Source organism: Corynebacterium sp. ACRPZ (assembly GCF_022346205.1).
Taxonomy (GTDB): domain Bacteria; phylum Actinomycetota; class Actinomycetes; order Mycobacteriales; family Mycobacteriaceae; genus Corynebacterium; species Corynebacterium lehmanniae.
In genome coordinates this window covers 87321-105566 of sequence record NZ_JAKRMR010000008.1, presented here as the reverse complement: position 1 = coordinate 105566, position 18246 = coordinate 87321, and the positions used below count along the sequence as shown (strand labels likewise).

General features: G+C 65.5%; 17 protein-coding genes. 11 read left to right on the top strand and 6 right to left on the bottom strand.

Annotated features, from left to right (window positions below):
• The first annotated feature begins 226 nt into the window (after positions 1 to 226).
• The 3 genes from rpsB to pyrH all read left to right on the top strand — a co-directional run bounded on the left by rpsB (position 227) and on the right by pyrH (position 3103).
• On the top strand, positions 227 to 1174 hold the full coding sequence (rpsB, locus tag MHX64_RS07175) for a 30S ribosomal protein S2 (RefSeq protein ID WP_239306802.1): 948 nt from the start codon (positions 227 to 229) through the stop codon (positions 1172 to 1174).
• Between the two features lie 195 nt (positions 1175 to 1369).
• Positions 1370 to 2188: a translation elongation factor Ts gene (gene tsf / locus MHX64_RS07170; RefSeq protein WP_181888654.1), complete on the top strand. Its 819-nt coding sequence runs from the start codon at positions 1370 to 1372 to the stop codon at positions 2186 to 2188.
• Between the two features lie 231 nt (positions 2189 to 2419).
• Positions 2420 to 3103 carry a UMP kinase gene (pyrH, locus tag MHX64_RS07165; RefSeq protein WP_070474098.1) on the top strand — a complete coding sequence of 228 codons (684 nt, stop codon included), beginning with the start codon at positions 2420 to 2422 and terminating at the stop codon, positions 3101 to 3103.
• Here pyrH and MHX64_RS07160 read toward each other — a convergent pair.
• On the bottom strand, positions 3100 to 4182 hold the full coding sequence (locus tag MHX64_RS07160) for an amidase family protein (protein ID WP_239356926.1): 1083 nt from the start codon (positions 4180 to 4182) through the stop codon (positions 3100 to 3102). The genes pyrH and MHX64_RS07160 overlap by 4 nt on opposite strands.
• A 76-nt stretch (positions 4183 to 4258) precedes the next feature.
• Here MHX64_RS07160 and frr point away from each other — a divergent pair, with 76 nt between their 5' ends.
• The 3 genes from frr to rlmN all read left to right on the top strand — a co-directional run bounded on the left by frr (position 4259) and on the right by rlmN (position 6962).
• Positions 4259 to 4816, top strand: a complete 558-nt coding sequence (gene frr / locus MHX64_RS07155) for a ribosome recycling factor (RefSeq protein ID WP_070474101.1) — start codon at positions 4259 to 4261, stop codon at positions 4814 to 4816.
• Between the two features lie 75 nt (positions 4817 to 4891).
• On the top strand, positions 4892 to 5800 hold the full coding sequence (locus MHX64_RS07150; protein ID WP_239356948.1) for a phosphatidate cytidylyltransferase: 909 nt from the start codon (positions 4892 to 4894) through the stop codon (positions 5798 to 5800).
• Positions 5801 to 5858: 58 nt separating this feature from the next.
• Complete coding sequence (rlmN, locus tag MHX64_RS07145; protein WP_194559479.1) at positions 5859 to 6962, top strand: 23S rRNA (adenine(2503)-C(2))-methyltransferase RlmN; 1104 nt, start codon at positions 5859 to 5861, stop codon at positions 6960 to 6962.
• Positions 6963 to 7298: 336 nt separating this feature from the next.
• Here rlmN and MHX64_RS07140 read toward each other — a convergent pair whose 3' ends face one another.
• Positions 7299 to 7838 (bottom strand): DUF2631 domain-containing protein, encoded by a 540-nt coding sequence (locus MHX64_RS07140; RefSeq protein ID WP_239356945.1) that lies wholly within the window; start codon positions 7836 to 7838, stop codon positions 7299 to 7301.
• Positions 7839 to 8018: 180 nt separating this feature from the next.
• Here MHX64_RS07140 and dxr point away from each other — a divergent pair, with 180 nt between their 5' ends.
• Genes dxr through map form a run of 5 tightly spaced genes read left to right on the top strand, consistent with a single transcriptional unit; the run spans position 8019 to position 14353 of the window.
• Positions 8019 to 9182 carry a 1-deoxy-D-xylulose-5-phosphate reductoisomerase gene (gene dxr, locus MHX64_RS07135; RefSeq protein WP_239356924.1) on the top strand — a complete coding sequence of 388 codons (1164 nt, stop codon included), beginning with the start codon at positions 8019 to 8021 and terminating at the stop codon, positions 9180 to 9182.
• A gap of 15 nt (positions 9183 to 9197) precedes the next feature.
• Positions 9198 to 10400, top strand: coding sequence for a M50 family metallopeptidase (locus tag MHX64_RS07130; protein WP_239356923.1), 1203 nt, complete (start codon positions 9198 to 9200; stop codon positions 10398 to 10400).
• Positions 10401 to 10420: 20 nt separating this feature from the next.
• Positions 10421 to 11584, top strand: coding sequence for a flavodoxin-dependent (E)-4-hydroxy-3-methylbut-2-enyl-diphosphate synthase (gene ispG, locus MHX64_RS07125; RefSeq protein WP_070844337.1), 1164 nt, complete (start codon positions 10421 to 10423; stop codon positions 11582 to 11584).
• A gap of 1 nt (position 11585) precedes the next feature.
• Positions 11586 to 13400: a penicillin-binding transpeptidase domain-containing protein gene (locus MHX64_RS07120; RefSeq protein WP_239356922.1), complete on the top strand. Its 1815-nt coding sequence runs from the start codon at positions 11586 to 11588 to the stop codon at positions 13398 to 13400.
• A 53-nt stretch (positions 13401 to 13453) separates the two neighbouring features.
• The gene (gene map, locus MHX64_RS07115; RefSeq protein ID WP_239356921.1) at positions 13454 to 14353 is read left to right on the top strand and encodes a type I methionyl aminopeptidase; all 900 of its coding nucleotides are present in this window, start codon (positions 13454 to 13456) and stop codon (positions 14351 to 14353) included.
• Positions 14354 to 14489: 136 nt separating this feature from the next.
• Here the strand turns inward: map and MHX64_RS07110 are convergent, their stop codons facing one another.
• The 4 genes from MHX64_RS07110 to MHX64_RS07095 all read right to left on the bottom strand — a co-directional run bounded on the left by MHX64_RS07110 (position 14490) and on the right by MHX64_RS07095 (position 18229).
• A complete protein-coding gene (locus MHX64_RS07110) occupies positions 14490 to 14957 on the bottom strand; it encodes a hypothetical protein (RefSeq protein ID WP_239356920.1) in 468 nt (155 codons plus the stop codon).
• A gap of 54 nt (positions 14958 to 15011) precedes the next feature.
• Entirely contained in the window at positions 15012 to 15443 is a 432-nt protein-coding gene (locus MHX64_RS07105) for a hypothetical protein (protein ID WP_239356919.1), read from the bottom strand.
• 321 nt (positions 15444 to 15764) lie between these two features.
• Positions 15765 to 17192, bottom strand: coding sequence for a mycothione reductase (mtr, locus tag MHX64_RS07100; RefSeq protein WP_239356917.1), 1428 nt, complete (start codon positions 17190 to 17192; stop codon positions 15765 to 15767).
• A gap of 41 nt (positions 17193 to 17233) precedes the next feature.
• Complete coding sequence (locus MHX64_RS07095; protein ID WP_239356915.1) at positions 17234 to 18229, bottom strand: alpha/beta hydrolase; 996 nt, start codon at positions 18227 to 18229, stop codon at positions 17234 to 17236.
• Between the last annotated feature and the right edge of the window lie 17 nt (positions 18230 to 18246).

Genomic DNA, 18246 nt, shown 5'->3' with positions numbered 1-18246 from the left:
CGGTGTTATCCACAGAATGTGCAGATGAGATTAGGTTTTGCGGACGTAAGCGGGTAGTGTTGCACGGGCAGCTTTTATGGGCTGACTACGCGCGCCGGATAATGCCTGCTCAGCGACGGTCCCTCTCACAGGGTGCAGGGCGAGCACGGTGCCAGGGTGCGGGATAAAAACCCGCACGTGAGATACGCAATGTAACCGAACTACTTTCTCCGAAGGAGACGAAACCATGGCAGTTGTAACCATGCGTGAACTCCTCGACGCCGGTGTGCACTTCGGCCACCAGACGCGTCGCTGGAACCCGAAGATGCGCCGCTTCATCTTCACCGACCGTAACGGCATCTACATCATCGACCTGCAGCAGACGCTGACCTACATCGATGAGGCCTACGAGTTTGTCAAGGAGACCGTCGCACACGGCGGCACCGTCCTGTTCGTCGGCACCAAGAAGCAGGCACAGGAGCCGATCCAGGAAGAGGCGCAGCGCGTCGGCATGCCGTACGTGACGCACCGCTGGCTGGGCGGCATGCTCACCAACTTCCAGACCGTGTCCAAGCGCATCGGCCGCATGAAGGAACTGCAGGCCATGGACGCAGCCGAGGACGGCTACGCAGGCCGCGGCAAGAAGGAAGTCCTCATGCTCACCCGCGAGCGCATCAAGCTCGAGCGTGTGCTGGGCGGCATCGCCGACATGACCAAGGCGCCGTCCGCGCTGTGGATCGTGGACACCAACAAGGAGCACATCGCCGTCAACGAGGCGCAGAAGCTGCGCATCCCGGTGGTTGCCATCCTGGACACCAACTGCGACCCGGACGTTGTCGACTTCCCGATCCCGGGCAACGACGACGCCATTGGCGCCGTGAAGCTGCTCACCCACATCGTGGGCGAGGCTGTCATCGCCGGTAAGCAGCAGCGCGAGGAGCGCCAGCTCGCTTCCGCACGCGACGCTGCAGGCGACAACGACGCGAAGCGTCAGGCAGAGGCCGCGGAGGCTGCTGCCCAGGCTGCAGCTTCCGAGGAAGTGTCCGCAGCTGACGCAGCGAAGGCTGCCGTCGCAGCTGAGTCCGCAGCTCCGCAGGAAGTTGCCGAGGTTGAGCAGCCGCACGCTGTCCGCGCAGCTGAGCAGGCTGAGGCCAAGGCGAACGAGTCCGGCGACGAGTCTGCAACCCAGGCGTAAGCTTTCCGGCTCACGCCACCTGCACGCGCACCCCGCGTTCCGCTCACGCCCGCCGGCTTTCACGCCCGGGACAGTGCGGGCGCGGGGTGTTTTGTGTGCGCCCCGTTCCAAGCCGTGCCACAGCGAGTACTGTCGGCTACGCTTGAAACGGTTTGAACACTTTTAGCAACACATTCACGAGGAGGATCGCCCACTATGGCGAACTACACTGCTGCTGACGTCAAGAAGCTCCGCGAGACCACCGGTTCCGGCATGCTCGACTGCAAGAAGGCACTCGAGGAGACCGGCGGCGACTTCGATAAGGCCGTCGAGAACCTCCGCATCAAGGGCGCGAAGGACGTGGGCAAGCGCGCTGAGCGCAACGCCCTCGAGGGCCTGGTCGCCGTTTCCGGCAACACCATCATCGAGATCAACTCCGAGACCGACTTCGTGGCCAAGAACCAGGAGTTCAAGGACATCGCAGCCCAGATCGCTGACGCAGCCGCCGCAGCGAAGGCGAACTCCCAGGAGGAGCTGGCGAACGCAGACGTGAACGGCGAGACCGCGCACGACGTCCTGGAGCGTCTCTCCGCCAAGATCGGCGAGAAGCTCGAGCTGCGCCGCGCCGCCACCATCGAGGGCGAGCGTGTTGAGGCGTACCTGCACCAGAAGGCTGCGGACCTCCCGCCGGCAGTCGGCGTGCTGGTGTCCTACACCGGCGACAACGCCGAGGCAGCGCACCAGGTCGCTCTGCAGATCGCCGCGATGAAGGCCCGCTACCTCAACCAGGAGTCCGTCCCGGCTGACGTCGTTGAGAAGGAGCGCGCGGTCCAGGAAGAGATCACCCGCAACGAGGGCAAGCCGGAAGCTGCCATCGCCAAGATCGTCGAGGGCCGCATGGGCGGCTTCTTCAAGGACGTTGTTTTGCTGGATCAGCCGGCGCTGTCTGACTCCAAGAAGACCGTCAAGCAGTACGCCGAGGAGAACGGCATCGAGGTTCTGGACTTCGTCCGCTTCGAGGTCGGCCAGGCTTAAGTCACAGGCGTAAGCTGCGCTAACAGCCAAGCCCCGCACCGCTTCCGCCCAGTTGGGCCGGTGGCGTGTGCGGGGCTTCGTCGTGAAGCATGATGCCCCCAATTGCACGGTTCGGTGTGCGCATTAAAGCACGTCTAGAATCGTCTGCGAACATCTGCACATCCCGCCGCGCAAAAGGAGCGAATTTCGGTGACTGACCTCAATCCCAGCCGCACAGGTTTCAAGCGAGTGATGCTGAAGTTGGGCGGTGAAATGTTCGGCGGAGGCAAGGTCGGCATCGACCCGGACGTGGTCGAGTCCGTTGCACGCCAGATCGCGGACGTGGCACGCGCAGGCACCGAGGTGGCCGTGGTCATCGGCGGCGGCAACTTCTTCCGCGGCGCCGAGCTGCAGCAGCGCGGCATGGATCGCGCGCGCTCCGACTACATGGGCATGCTGGGCACGGTGATGAACTGCCTGGCGCTGCAGGACTTCCTGCAGCAGATGGGCGTGGACTGCCGCGTGCAGACCTCCATCAACATGGCCCAGATCGCCGAGCCGTACCTGCCGCTGCGCGCCGCCCGCCACCTGGAGAAGGGCCGCGTGGTCATCTTCGGCGCCGGCATGGGCATGCCGTACTTCTCCACGGACACCACCGCCGCCCAGCGCGCGCTGGAGATCGGCTGCGAGGTGCTGCTGATGGCCAAGGCTGTCGACGGCGTGTACGACTCCGACCCGCGCGAGAACCCGGACGCGAAGCTGTACTCCGAGATCTCCCCGCGCGAGGTCATCGAAAACGGGCTGAAGGTCGCCGACGCCACCGCGTTCAGCCTGTGCATGGACAACAACATGCCGATCCTGGTGTTCAACCTGCTGCAGGAGGGCAACATCGCGCGCGCCGTCTCCGGCGAGCAGGTGGGCACGCTGGTGGCCTAAGCGCGCAGCAGCTCGGCCTGTGCAGCCAGGCCGAGTAACTCGGGGCCGCTGAGTGTCAGGCTGCCCAGGTGCACCCCCGCGAGTGCGATTGCGGGGGTGCGCAGCATGTTAAATACAGAGCACCACGGCGACCATTCCGTCTGCGCGTGGAAGCTCTCTTCGGGGCGCAGCGCGGGGAAGTAGCCGAGCGGGGGCGGATCGAACGCGATGGTGGGGGAGAGCACCGCGTCCACGCCCCACTGCGCCGCAAGCAACGCGGGGAGTGCGCGCGTGTGCGCTTTCGCCGCGGCGACCTGCTCTGGCCGCAGGCGGTGCGCTTCCTCTTTCAGCCACGCGATGTAGCCGCTGTCCAGCGGGTCCACGTCCTTGAACGAGCGCTTGATTGTGGTACTGAAGTGCGTGTACGTCTCGCGCGACTCGTCGTAGGGGGAAATCTCCACCACATCGTGGGTGCGTCCCAAAGCAGCAGCAAGCTTCTCGACGTCAGCTCCGCGCCCCTCCGACACCACAGGGTCCGCGAACACGCCCCGGGTGAGCACACCGATGCGCAGCCTCCTGCGCGCGGGCGGCGTCCAACCGGTGAGTGTGAACAGGTCGCCGACGTTGCGGGTGAAAAACCCGTGGGCGGACAGATCGCGGCTGGCAAGTTTCAACCCCACCACCCCGCAGGCCGCGGCCGGCACACGGATTGAGCCGCCGGCGTCGGTGCCGTGGGCGGCGCGCACCGTGCCGTCCGCCACAACGACTGCGGCGCCCGCGGAAGACCCGCCGGGCGTGCGGCCGGGGAAGGCGGGGGATTCCAGCACGGCCACGCCGGGCCGCTCCGCGTAGCAGGTGGCGCCCAGCTCGGAGGTCAGGGTTTTGGCGGCGACGCGCGCTCCGGCGTCGATAAGCATCTCCGCAAACGGGTCCGTTGCCTGCGCGGTGTAGGCGCGCGCGGGGTTGCCGTGCGTGGTGGGCCAGCCTGCGACATCGGTGCCGTCTTTGATCGGGATGCTCCAGCCGGAAAGCCGCCCGCCGAGCGGGCCTGCGAGCGCGGCGCCGGGCGGCGCGACGAACGTGAAGGCTGGGTGCGGCATGGCGACAGTCTAGGCACGCGGCGGGCGCTGGTAAGTTAAGGGTGACGCAAACCCGAGAAACGATAGGGGTAAAACCATGATTGATGACGTTTTGCTGGACGCCGAAGAGCGCATGACCGCCTCCGTTGAGCACACCCGAAACGAGCTGGCCACCATCCGCACCGGCCGTGCGAACCCGGCCATGTTCAACGGCGTGATGGCGGACTTCTACGGCGCGCCCACCCCGATCAACCAGATGGCCACCATCTCGGTGCCGGAGCCGCGAATGCTTCTGATCAAGCCGTACGACATGTCCACCATGGGCGAGATCGAAAACGCCATCCGCAACTCCGACCTCGGCGTGAACCCGACCGACGACGGCCAGGTCATCCGTGTCTCTGTCCCGCAGCTGACCGAGGAGCGTCGCAAGGAGCTGGTCAAGCAGGCCAAGCAGAAGGGCGAGGACGGCAAGATCGCCATCCGCAACGTGCGCCGCCAGGGCATGGAAGCGCTGAAGAAGATCCAGAAGGACGGCGACGCCGGCGAGGACGAGGTGTTGACCGCCGAGAAGGCTCTGGACAAGACCACCCAGGGCTACGTCGGGCAGATCGACGAGGTCGTGCAGCGCAAGGAAAACGAGCTGCTGGAGGTCTAAGCCGACGTGTCGAAGGCGCAGACGGAAGCCACCGAGCCCACTGGTCCCGCTGAAGGCGAGGAGATGGGTGCGGCCATGAGCGATGCTCCGGAGGCGCCCGAGGCCACCCCGAGCCGCTGGCCCAGCCGAGCCCCGAAGCCGAAGAACAAGGCGGGACGCAACCTGCCGGCGGCCATCGCCACAGGTGTGGTGCTCGGCGCGCTGGTGATCGGGGCGGTGTGGATTGGGCCTGTGGCCTGGTACCCGCTGGTCGCCGTCGCCGTGGCACTGGCCATGTGGGAGGTGATGACGCGTCTGCGCGAGGCCGGCTACGTCCAGCCGCGCACGCTGATGATAATCCTCGGCCAGGCCATGCTCTGGCTGTCCGCGCCTTACGGCACCACAGGCCTTGTCTCCGGATTCGCCTTCACCGTGCTGGTGGTGATGTTCTGGGGCATGTTCCACCAGGGCAGGCATCACCAGCCCGAGAACTACCTGCGCGACACCGCAGTGGCGATCTTCGTGCTGGCGTGGATCCCGCTGTTTGGCACATTCGCCGCCATGATCTCCCGGATCACCGAGGCCGGGGTGGACGGATCCGCCTACATCGTGGCGTTCATGCTGTGCGTGGTGGCCAACGACGTCGGTGGCTACGCCGCAGGCGTGATGTTCGGCTCCCACCCGATGGCCCCGGCGGTCAGCCCGAACAAATCCTGGGAGGGCTTCGCCGGATCCACGACCGCCGGCATCATCACCGGTGTGCTGGTGGTGCACTTCCTCATCCACGGGCCGTGGTGGATGGGCATCGTGCTCGGCATCGCCCTGGTCATCTGCGGGACCATGGGCGATTTGGTGGAAAGCCAGTTCAAGCGCGAGCTGGGCATCAAGGACATGTCCAACCTGCTGCCGGGCCACGGCGGCATCATGGACCGCCTCGACGGCATGCTGCCCGCCGCGGCGGCGACCTACATCCTGCTCACCACCATCACGTTGATGAACCCGTAGGTTTACGCCCGCGCCAGATTCGAAATTCGCCGCGCGACGTGCCAAGATGGGGCGCACTATGAGCGATTTCCCCCAGATCCAGCTGCTCGCGCCGAAGCGCGGCATGCCGCCGAAGCACTTCGCGGACTTGAGCAAAGACGAGCGCATCGACGCGCTCAAGGAACTCGGCCTGCCCAAGTTCCGCGCCGACCAGATCGCGCGCCACTACTACGGCAAGTTCGAGGCCGACCCGCTAACCATGACGGACCTGCCGGAGGCACAGCGCCAGACCGTCAAGGACGCGCTGTTTCCCACGCTGCTCTCCCCGGTGCGCACGGTGGAGACCGATGAAGGCGACACCACGAAGACGCTGTGGCGGCTTCACGACGGCACCCTGCTGGAATCCGTCCTCATGCGCTACCCAGGCCGCGCCACCCTGTGCATCTCATCCCAGGCCGGCTGCGGCATGGCCTGCCCCTTCTGCGCCACCGGCCAGGGCGGGCTGGACCGCAACCTGTCCGTGGCGGAGATCGTGGACCAGGTGCGCGCAGCCGCGGCGATGATGGCGGCGGAGGGTTCGCGCCTGTCCAACATCGTGTTCATGGGCATGGGGGAGCCGCTGGCCAACTACAAGCGCGTTGTGGAGGCGGTGCGCCAGATCACGCAGCCGTCCCCGGACGGCTTCGGCATCTCCCAGCGCAACGTCACCGTCTCCACGGTGGGCCTTGCCCCGCAGATCCGCATGCTCGCAGACGAGGGGCTGTCCTGCACCCTGGCGGTGAGCCTGCATACGCCTGACGACGAGCTCCGCGACGAACTCGTCCCCGTCAACAACCGCTTCGCAGTGTCCGAAGTGCTGGACGCCGCCCGCTACTACGCGGACGAGACCGGCCGCCGCGTGTCCATCGAGTACGCGCTCATCCGCGACATGAACGACCATGACTGGCGCGCGGACCTGCTGGGCAAAAAGCTGCACTCGGCGCTCGGCTCGCGCGTGCACGTCAACGTCATCCCGCTCAACCCGACCCCGGGCTCGAAGTGGGACGCCTCGCCGAAGGCTCGCCAGGACGAGTTTGTCCGCCGCGTGGCCGCTCAGGGCGTGCCGTGCACCGTGCGCGACACCAAGGGCCAGGAAATCGCCGCCGCCTGCGGCCAGCTCGCCGCCGACGAGGACGCCAGCTAGCCGCTTAGCTTCTGCCGAGCCGCGGTCTTTGCCGCGCACAAACCTTCTCGCGCACACCTGCCGCGCACAAACCCTGAGCGACAGACCCTGAGTATGCCCAAAATCCGGCCATACTAGGGGTCTCTTGCTCGGGGTCTGCGGATTCAAGCCGGGACGGGCTGGCAGTGGCACAAACCCTGGGATCCAAAGCCTGGGATCGCGCAAAAATCGCGCATTCCCAGGCTTTGGATCCCAGGGTTTGGCGTTTGGAGGGAGCCGTCGCGTGCAGCAAGGGCACACACGGCATGAAAAAACCGCCAGCGGCGGGGCTGGCGGTGGACGGTGGCGTCGAGAAGCTTAGATGCGCTCGTGCTTGCCGCGGGACTCGACGGTGATGACCTCGACGTCCTCGCGCTGCTGCGCCGCGTCGACCGGGCGGGCAGCGGTGCGCTCGACCACGCGCTCCTGGCCGTGTGCCGGGCGCAGGTGGGCGACGCGGCCCGGCTCGATGTTCAGGGCGCGCAGCTGGGAGTCGGAGAGATTCTCGTACACGTCGCCGGAGAGGGTGGCCTGGTCGTACATCCAGTCCGGCTCCTGGTGGCCCACCGGCTTGTTGTGGGCGGTGACGGTGCGCACCTGGTTCAGCTTCGGCTTGGTGGCGTGCAGGATCAGGCCGAGCGCGATCAGCACCGCGAGGGCGATGAGCCAGATGGTCTCGACGTGGCCCTGGTGGTTGCCAAAGTTGTAGGCGATAAGGAACAGGACGGAGATCCAACCGGCGATCTGAATAGTGCGGTCGGTGAAGGCGCTCCAGCCGAAACGGGCGGACGGAACATCCGCCTCAGAAACGCCGTTGTACACCTGGGGTGCGTTGTCCTTCGCGTGGGCCACTGGAATGCTCCTTCAAAGCCTGCTTAGCGGTTGCCAAGATCGGTAAAACTTTCAGCGCCTATCATCGCACACCGGGTGGGGCAAAGGGGACTTCTCACCCCCAATGTGTTCAAACTTTCGCACCACAGTCCACGGGATTACGCCCGCACAGTGCCAGAATGTGCTGTTTCATGTCACAATAGGTGCGTGAAGAATGTAATCATCTTGGGCTCGACAGGTTCTATCGGTTCTCAGGCGATTGATGTCATCCGCGAACATAGAGACCAGTTCAACGTGGTCGGCATCGCCACCGGCGGAACCAACCCTGACCGGGCTATTGAGCAAGCCCGCGAATTCGGCCTCAGCGCCGACCAGATTGCTGTGCGCGATCTGGAGGGGGCCAAGAAGGTGTCCAAGGAGATCGGCGGCTTCGTCATCACCGGCGATAACTGCGCGGCGGCGCTCGTGGAGTCGCAGAAGGCGGACCTGGTGCTCAACGCGCTCGTCGGCTCCGCAGGCCTGCCGGCAACGCTCGCGGCGCTGAAGTCCGGCGCGACGCTGGCGCTGGCGAACAAGGAGTCGCTCGTCGCCGGCGGCCGCTTCGTGCTGGAGGCTGCGAAACCCGGACAGATTATTCCGGTGGACTCGGAGCATTCCGCGATGGCCCAGGCGCTGCGCTCCGGCGACCGTGGCGAGGTGGCCCGCTTCGTGCTCACCGCCTCCGGCGGCCCGTTCCGCGGCAAGTCCCGCGAGGAGCTCATGGACGTCACCTACGAGCAGGCCGTGGACCACCCGACGTGGTCCATGGGCTCGATGAACTCGCTGAACTCCGCGACGATGGTGAACAAGGGCCTCGAGCTCATTGAGGCATCGCTGCTTTTCGACGTGGACCCGGACGACATCGATGTGACCGTCCACGCGCAGTCCATTGTCCACTCCATGGTGACGTTCACCGACGGCGCGACCATCGCCCAGGCATCTCCGCCGTCGATGATGCTGCCGATCTCCCACGCGTTGAATTGGCCGAACCGCATTCCGGACGCGCAGCCTGCGCTGGACTTCTCGCAGGCTTTCGAGTGGACCTTCGAGCCGCTGGATGAAGACGCTTTCCCGGCGGTGAAGCTGGCCCGCGAGGCCGCGGCGAAGGGTGAGCCGTACCCGGCGATCTACAACGCGGCCAACGAGGTTGCCGTCGACGCGTTCGTCGAGGGCCGCATTAAGTTCCCGCACATCGTGGACATCATCACCGAGGTCCTCAACGGCGCGGGCGATTTCGCGGAGGCGCCTGCCGACGTCAACGCGGTCCTGCGCACCGAGTCCCGCGCCCGCGAGCGCGCGGAGGCTGTTGTCGAGCGCATCGCCAGCGCGTAGCGCACTAGGGGTTTTGTGGGTGCGCTAGGCATTCTGGCGTTCGCGCTTGCGATCGCCGCGTCCATTGCGCTGCACGAGGCCGGGCACATGTTCACTGCCCGCGCCTTCGGCATGCGCGTGCGGCGCTACTTCATTGGTTTCGGGCCGACGGTGTGGTCGACCACGAAGGGCCACACCGAGTACGGCCTTGCCGCGCTGCCGTTCGGCGGGTTCTGCGACATCGCGGGTATGACCGCGATGGATCCCCTCACGCCCGAGGAGGAGCCGCACGCGATGGTGAACAAGCCGGCGTGGCAGCGCATCGCGGTCCTCGCCGGCGGCATTGCGATGAACCTGCTCATCGGCGTGGTGATCATCTACTTTGTCGCCATCTTTTCCGGCATCCCGAACCCGGACGCGGATTTCACCCCGCGCGTGGGCAAGACGGTGTGCGTGGCCGACCAGGTGGACGCTGAGACGCTGGGGGAGTGCTCCGGCGCGGGCCCGGCCGGCGAGGCCGGTGTCCAAGCAGGCGACACGCTGGTGGCGCTTAACGGGCAGGAGATTGAGCAGTTCGAGCAGTTGCGCGATGCCGTCGCGAAGCAGCCAGGCGAAACGGTGAGCCTCGAGGTACTGCGCGGCGGTGAGACCGTCACCCTCGACGTGCCTGTCGCCGCCGTCGAGCGCATCGATCCGGCCACTGGCGAGCGCGTCACCCAGGGCGCGGTGGGTATTGTCTCCGCACCGGTGACGGTGAAGCAGTACGGCCCGGCGGAAGCGGTGCCTGCGACCGTCCGGTTCACCGGCCAAATGCTGCGCGCGACGGTGGACGGCATCGCGTCGTTCCCGGCGAAGATCCCTGGCGTTGTGGCCTCCATTTTCGGCGCGGAGCGCGACATCGAAGGCCCGGTCAGCGTCATCGGCGCCTCGCGCACCGGCGGCGAGCTGGTTGAACAGGACATGTGGTCCGCGTTCTGGATGATGCTGGCTAGCCTGAACTTCTTCCTCGCCCTGTTCAACCTCGTGCCGCTGCCGCCGTTGGACGGCGGGCACATTGCGGTGGTGCTGTACGAAAAGATTCGCGATGCTTTACGACGCCTCCGTGGCCTCGGCCCGGGCGCTCCCGCGAACTACGAAAAGCTCATGCCCTTGACATACGCCATGGCTGCGCTGCTGCTCGGCGTCGGTGTGTTGGTAATGGCCGCGGACGTGGTCAACCCCGTCCGAATTTTTGGCTGACGGTGCTAAAGTTAGCCACCATGAACACCCCCATCGGATTAGGCATGCCCGAAGGCCCGGCACCGACTTTGGCTCCGCGCCGCAAGACCCGTCAGCTGATGGTGGGAGATGTCGGCGTCGGCTCGGATCACCCGATTTCTGTGCAGTCCATGACCACCACGAAGACGCACGACATCAACGCCACGCTGCAGCAGATCGCGCAGCTGACCACCGCAGGCTGCGACATTGTGCGCGTGGCCTGCCCGAAGACGGTGGACGCGGAGGCCCTGCCGGCGATTGCAGCGAAGTCGCCGATCCCGGTGATCGCGGACATCCACTTCCAGCCGAAGTACATCTTCGCGGCCATCGACGCCGGCTGCGCGGCCGTGCGCGTGAACCCCGGCAACATCAAGGAGTTCGACGGCCGCGTCAAGGAGGTCGCCAAGGCGGCGGGCGACGCGGGCATCCCGATCCGCATCGGCGTCAACGGCGGCTCCCTGGACAAGCGCCTGCTGGAGAAGTACGGCAAGGCCACCCCGGAGGCTCTGGTGGAGTCCGCGATCTACGAGGCCGGCCTGTTTGAGGAGTACGGCTACGGCGACATCGCCATCTCCGTGAAGCACTCCGACCCGGTGCTGATGGTGGAGGCCTACCGCCAGCTCGCGGAAAAGACCGACTACCCGCTGCACCTCGGCGTGACCGAGGCCGGCCCGAAGTTCATGGGCACCATCAAGTCCTCCGTGGCCTTCGGCGCGCTGCTGTCGCAGGGCATCGGCGACACCATCCGCGTGTCCCTGTCCGCGGACCCGGTGGAGGAGATCAAGGTCGGCGACCAGATCCTGCAGTCGATGAACCTTCGCCCGCGCAAGCTGGAGATTGTCTCCTGCCCGTCCTGCGGCCGTGCCCAGGTGGACGTGTACAAGCTCGCCGAGGAGGTCACCGCCGGCCTGGACGGCATGGAGTTCCCGCTGCGCGTGGCCGTGATGGGCTGCGTTGTCAACGGCCCGGGCGAGGCGCGCGACGCCGACCTTGGCGTGGCGTCCGGCAACGGTAAGGGCCAGATCTTTGTCAAGGGCGAGGTCGTGGAGACCGTGCCGGAGTCCAAGATCGTGGAGACGCTGATCGATTACGCGCAGCGCATCGCCGAGGAGGAGGGCCTCGAGGAGGTCGAGGGCGCCAAGGCCGAGGTCAAGGTCACCCGCTAATATGCTGCGTCGCCGTGTCGCGGGGATTGCGGTGGTGGCGCTGGCGGCGTCGATAAGCAGTTGCACCCCGCGCCCCAACGACGCCGAACCCGCCGCATCGGACTTTCTGAGTGCGCTGGAGAAGCGCGAGGTGAACTCTGCGCTTATCGACGACGCGTCCGCCGCCGAAACCTCTTTGAACGAGACATGGGGTGGGCTGCAGGCGGAGGGCCTTAGCGCATCGCTTATCGACGTCAACCAGGACGACAACCTGGCCACCGCCACCTATGAGCTGCGCTGGGACCTGCCGCGCGAGCGGGATCTGACGTACCAGGCGCAGATGACGCTGACGCAGAGCGGCAATACGTGGAACGTGCGCTGGCAGCCGTCCGTGCTGCACCCGCGGCTGGGCGCGAACCAGCACCTGGAGCTGCGCTCGGTGGCGCCCTCGCAGGCGAGTGTGGTCTCCTCCGACGGGGTGGAGCTGCTCAAGCCTGGCACCGCGTACCGGGTGCTGGTGGACACCGACGAGATGCGCAGCGCAAGCTCGACGGCCGCGGGTATCAGCGCGGCGCTGGCGAAGGCGCACGAGGTGGATCGCGGCGTGCCGCTGCGCGACGCAGAGGACCTTGCCAAAGAGCTGCAGGACGCCTCCGGCGCGTACTCCGTCGCCGTGGTGCCCGCGCCGGCGCGCGACGCGTTCGAAGCGGCGCTGGCCGGGGAACCCGGCGTGCGGCTGAACGAAGAGGCCGCGATGGTCAACGCGCAGCCGGACTTCGCCCCCGACATCATGGCGCGCGTGGGCGAGCTGGTGCGCGACGACCTGCAGGGCGATACCGGGTGGAGCGTCGACGTGGTCAACGAAAACGGCGCCTCCTACGAGGAGATCAAGCGCCAGGACGCCGCCCCGGCACCGGCGGTGCACATCAGCCTGGACCACCGCATCCAGCGCGCCGCGGAGATGGCGCTGGAGCCGGTTGCGGGCCAGCAGGCCATGATCGTGGCCATCCGGCCGTCCACGGGCGGCATCCTGGCTATTGCGCAGACGCCGGCCGCGGACGCCGGCGGCAACCTGGCAACGATGGGCCAGTACCCGCCGGGCTCGACGTTTAAGATCCTCACCGCGTTCGCCGGGCTGACCAAGCAAGGGCTCATCCCGGGCTCGCCTGTGCCGTGCCCCGGAACGATGAACCTCTTTGGGCGCACCGTGACCAACTACGCAGGCTTCGGCCTGGGCACCGTGCCGCTGGAGACCGCGTTCGCCCGTTCCTGCAACACCACCTTCGCGGATATTTCCACGAAGCTGGCGCCAGGGGAGTTGAAGACCATCGGCAAACAGTTCGGCTTGGGCATAGACATGGAGATCCCCGGAGTGGAGACCATCACCGGCTCCATCCCCGACGGCGTGGAGCCGCTGGACCGCACCGAGGCCGGCTACGGCCAGGGCCTGGATCTGGCCAGCCCGTTCGGCATGGCGCTTGTCTCCGCAGCGGCCGCTCGTGGATCGTTGCCCGTGCCATACCTGGTGGAGGGCGAGGAGACGAAGCTCAGCGGAGATGCACCGCCGATGGACCCGCAGGCGGTGGACGAACTACGCCAGATGATGGCCGCCGTGACCGGCCCGGGCGGCACCGCGAGCGCGTTTACCGCGGGCGGGGATATCCGCGGCAAGACCGGCGAAGCTGAGATCAACGGCGGCTCCCACTCGTGGTTCACCGGCTACCGCGCGGACGACGACATCGCCTTTGCCACCCTGGTAGTCCTCGGCGGCGGTTCTGAGGCCGCTGTGGCGCTTTCGGACCGGATGCTGCTGAACCTGGACGCGCCCGCCCAGTAGGCCGCCCAGAGGGCTGCGCGGGCCCGTTTGACCGCAGGTCTACCATTGGGGACATGAATAACCGAGGCCTACTTACCCCAGGAAAACCCACCCCAGAGCGCAAGGTGCCAAAGTCCATTGAGCGCCCCGAGTACGCGTGGAAGGACGAGGTCCAGGAGAACGTCGGCGAGCCGATCGTCCAGACCCGCGAGACCATCGAGGCGATGCGCGAAGCCTCCAAGATCGCGGCGAACGCGCTGGCGCTTGCCGGTGCCGCCGTGGCCCCGGGCAAGACCACCGACGAGATCGACGGCATCGTCCACGACTACCTGGTAGAGCACGGCGCCTACCCGTCGACGCTGGGCTACCGCGGGTACCCGAAGTCCTCCTGCATCTCCCTGAACGAAATTGTCTGCCATGGCATCCCGGACACCACGGTGATCCAGGAGGGCGACATCGTCAACATCGACGTCACCGCCTACAAGAACGGCGTGCACGGCGACACCAACGCCACCTTCTTCGCCGGTGAGGTGGCGCAGGAGCACAAGGATCTGGTGGACCGCACCTACCAGGCGATGATGCGCGGCATTAAGGCAGCGAAGCCTGGCCGCCAGATCAACGTGATCGGGCGCGTGATCGAGTCCTACGCTAAGCGCTTCGGCTACAACGTGGTCACTGACTTCACCGGTCACGGCGTGGGCACCACCTTCCACAACGGGCTTGTGGTGCTGCACTACGACTCCGACGCCTACACGGACGTCCTCGAGCCAGGCATGACGCTGACCATCGAACCGATGATCAACCTCGGCGAGCTGCCGTACCGCGTGTGGGACGACGGCTGGACAGTGCAGAATGTCGACGGCGAGTACACCGCCCAGTTTGAGCACACCATCGTGATCACCGATGACGGCAACGAGATCCTCACCATCCCGGACGCGGATGCCGCCGCCGGGCAGCACATGCTGGGGGAGTAGAACCGCGTAAGAAGGCAAAGCGGGCCCGTACGGATCTATTCCGTACGGGCCCGCTTTACGTCTACGGACGGACCGCAGACAGAACGAAACCCCCATTGCTACGTGCAGTGGGGGTTACGTGTCTCAGCTGCAAGAATTACTTGCTGAGCGGGTGCTGCAGCCAGCCGTTGTAGAAGGCGTAGTTGAAGCCAGCGATGACCAGGCCAACCAGGGCGCCGATAGCAGCGACGATGGAGCCGTCGATCCAGTAGCGAGCCCACTGCGGGACGTCCTCTGCATTGGTGGTCTTGCCAAAGGCGTCGGTCGGGTAGAACGGGGTTGCAGCGTCTTCCTTGGTGAAGTAGTGGGAAGAGCCAGCGCCGTCGAAGAGACCCTTGGTGCCGTCGCTGACAACCTCGCCGAAGGACTTGTCAGCCTGCTTGGTCTTTTCGCCGGTTTCCGGGTTGACCTTATTGCCCTCCTGCTTACCAACGAAGACGACCTGACGGTCCTTGCCGGAGTTCTGCTCCTCAGCCTGGTCGGCAGCAGAGGCGATTGCGGTGCCGCCAGCAACGACGGTCAGAGCGGTTGCGGTAGCAACTGCAGCGGTGCGGAAGTTACGCATCGTTTTCCTTCTTTCGAAATATGAATTGGAATGGGGTTGCGGGGATCCGCGAACTTAGAAGTTGAAGTCGCCGTGGACGAAGTAGTTGTACAGCGGGCCAACGACCAGGCCGACAACGGCGGAGACAGCGGTGAAGATGGAGAGGATGTAACCAGCCTTTGCGTAGGTCGGCTGGTCACCCCAGTTGCCACCGTTCTGGGTCTCGGAATCGGTGGAGGAGCCGAACAGAGCACGGCCATCGGTGCCGTTCAGCTGGACGTTTCCGTCCTTGTCCTTCTCCCAAACGCCGAGGGCGTGACCGATGCGGGTTGCGGAACCCGGCTCCTGGCCGTTGTTGTCCTTAGCCTCAGCGGTGCGGGTCGGTGCCGCGGTGGCCGAGTTCTCCGGCTGTGCCTTCTCGGTCTCGGCGGTTGCGACTGCGGTGGAGCCGAATGCCACAGCGACGGCGGTTGCGCCGGCGAGGGCTGCCTTACGGAAATTACGCATGAAACGAAATCCTTCTCTGATAGTTCTTGCACGACGTCCGGGTGGAATTCAAAGAATCCCAGGGGCATTGAGCTCCTAGGACCGATAGCAAGCCCGGTGGGCTCGGTCCCGGTGTCTGCACTGACAATAGCCGAACACTTCCAGCCGTATGCAAGTTGACGCTTAAAATTTTTCAAAAGTTCAACCAAAGGTTGGAAAGCTTGGCGTTCACTGAAAAAATTGGGCTAAACCAAATATCTCTCACGTGCTCTTTTCGGCACCTGTGCGGAAAAGGTCATGCCTTTTAACCCGGTCCCCCGAAAGAGGGGGTAAAGTAGGGGTTTAGACTTCTTTGAACGTCAGGTCGAGGCCGAGGATCGCGTTTTCGGTCACCTCCGCCAGCGACGGGTGGATCCAATACTGCGAGCGAGGAAAGTCCCGCAGGTCCAGCCCGTATGCGAGCACGGTAATCATTTGCTGGATAAGCGTGGACGCCTGCGGACCCATGTAGTGCGCGCCCAACAGCTGGCCGGATTCGCGGTCCGCCACCAGCTTCACCACACCGGTGGAGTCCTCCAGACCCCAGCCGTATGCCACGTCGCCGTAGTTCTGCACCTTCACGGTGACGTCGAAGCCAGCGTCCACAGCTTCCTGTTCGGTCATTCCCACGGTCGCGATCTGCGGGTGGGTGAAGATCGCCGATGGGATGTGATCGTGCGGCATCGGCACCATCGCGGAGTCGTCGTTACCCGCCCAAGCCTTCAGCACGTTGTGCGTCACGGCGCGCTGCTCCGCATTCGCCACGTGCTTGAGTTGGTACGGGGAAGATAGGTCGCCGAGCGACCACACGCCGTCCACTGAGGTGCGGCCGAACTCGTCGACGGCGACGCGGCCGCCTTCGTGCGTTTCGATCCCTGCAGTGGCGACATCGAGGGTGTCGCTGTTGGGGATGCGGCCAGTGGCGATGAGGAGGGATTCGGAGCTGACCGTGGTGCCGTCGTCAAGCGTGAGCGTGACACCCTCGCTGTTCTCGGTGGCGGAAGTGACCGTGCGGCCGATGTGGACGGTGTAGCGCTCGGCGGCGAGTTTGTTGAACGGCTCCGCGAGGTCCGGGTCCAGCTGGCGAAGCAGCTGAGAGCGGCTGATGATGGTCACCTCGGTGCCCAAGGCGTCAAAGACGTGCGCGAACTCCATGGCAATGAAGCCGCCGCCGACGATGGTCAACGACTTCGGCTGGCGCTCAAGGCGCATGATGTCCTCGTTGGTGTGGAACGTGACGTCGTTGGCCCACTCCGGAATGAACGGGCGGGCGCCGGCGGCGAGGATGATCGTGTCGGCGGTGATGAACTCTTCGGCCCCGCCGCGGCCGGTCTTCAGCGTCTTCGGGCCGAGGAAGGACGCCTCCACGTCGTAGACGGTGACGTTGGGGCAACCGTTGCGGCGGTAGTCCTCGCCGCCCTTGGCGATCAGATCGATGCGGTTGTCAAAGACGCGCTCGACGATCCCGGGCCAGTCCGCGCCCTTGTACTCGAGATCAATGCCGAGCTTTCCAGCCTCGCGCGCCGCGTACGCCTGCTCCGCGGCGAGCACGTACATCTTGGTGGGGATGCAGCCGACGTTGAGGCACGTGCCCCCGAACGCGCCTTTTTCCACAATGGCGACGTTTTTGTCGTCGAAGTCGGGAGTGAGAATGGAGTTTCCTGAACCCGTTCCCACAATGATCAGGTCGTAGTGTGTGGCGTCCTGTAAATCGCTTACGTGAGCGGGCATGGTCTTCTCCTCTATATATATGTGTATTTTGCGTATCGACGTTACTGGGTGAAATGCTGGCCGTCGAGCCACCCGAACACAGCCTTAAACGCGGCCTCGCGGGCGTGGCGCTCGGACAGGAACACGTCGTGGCGTGCACCGTCGATGACCTGCACTTCTGTCTCGTCCGACAGCGTCGGCGCCCAGCGCTGGATCTGGTCGACGTCCAGCACCGTGTCGGCAGTGTCCGCGGCGGGGGAGTACTCCTCGCCCAGGTACGAATGCGACGAGCACAGCGTCAACGTCGGCACACCAGTGTCAACGTTTCCGGTGTGGATCTGTTCCTGCCCCTGCATCACCGCTCGGATCCAGCCCAGGTACTTGCGGTGCCCGTCGATAGGCTTCCACTCAGTGTTGAACTCCCACTCGCCGTGGAAGTCCCGGTGGATTGACTTGCCGTAGGTGCCCTCCCCGCGCTGCAACAGCGGCAGCGACGGGAAGATCGTGCCGAAGAAGTTCAGCAGCGGCTTGAGCGCTGCCACCTGCCACTTCGGAAACTGCATGTCCAGCCACGGGCTGTTGAGGACCACCCCGGCGAGCTTTGCATGCTCCGCGGGCTTCTCGCGGCGCAGGTGGTCCGCCCACAGCGGCACGATCAGCCCGCCGGTGGAATGCGCCAGCACCACCACCGAACCGTGTTCCGCGGCGAGAATATCCAGCGCCTGGGTGAGCTCGGGGAAGTACCGGCTCATCGAAAGAGTGAAGTGCGCCCGCTGCCCCTTCCTCAGCGCGCGCCCGCAGCGCCGCAGGTCCAGCGCGTAAAACGGATACCCGTGCCGCGCAAACTCGTCGGCGACGTGGGACTGGAAAAAGTAGTCGGACATGCCGTGCACCCACAGCACCGCGGGCTTGTAGGGGCTTGTGCTTTGCGACGCCCGCACGTCCCGCACCAGCACCGCATCCACGCGAGTTCTGCTGTCCGGGTCCTTCCCCTGCGGGAGCGCTGCCTGCTCGAATCCGTCGCCCAGCGGGTCGGGTTGCCAATCAAGCTCATTCATGCGGCCGATGATACTTT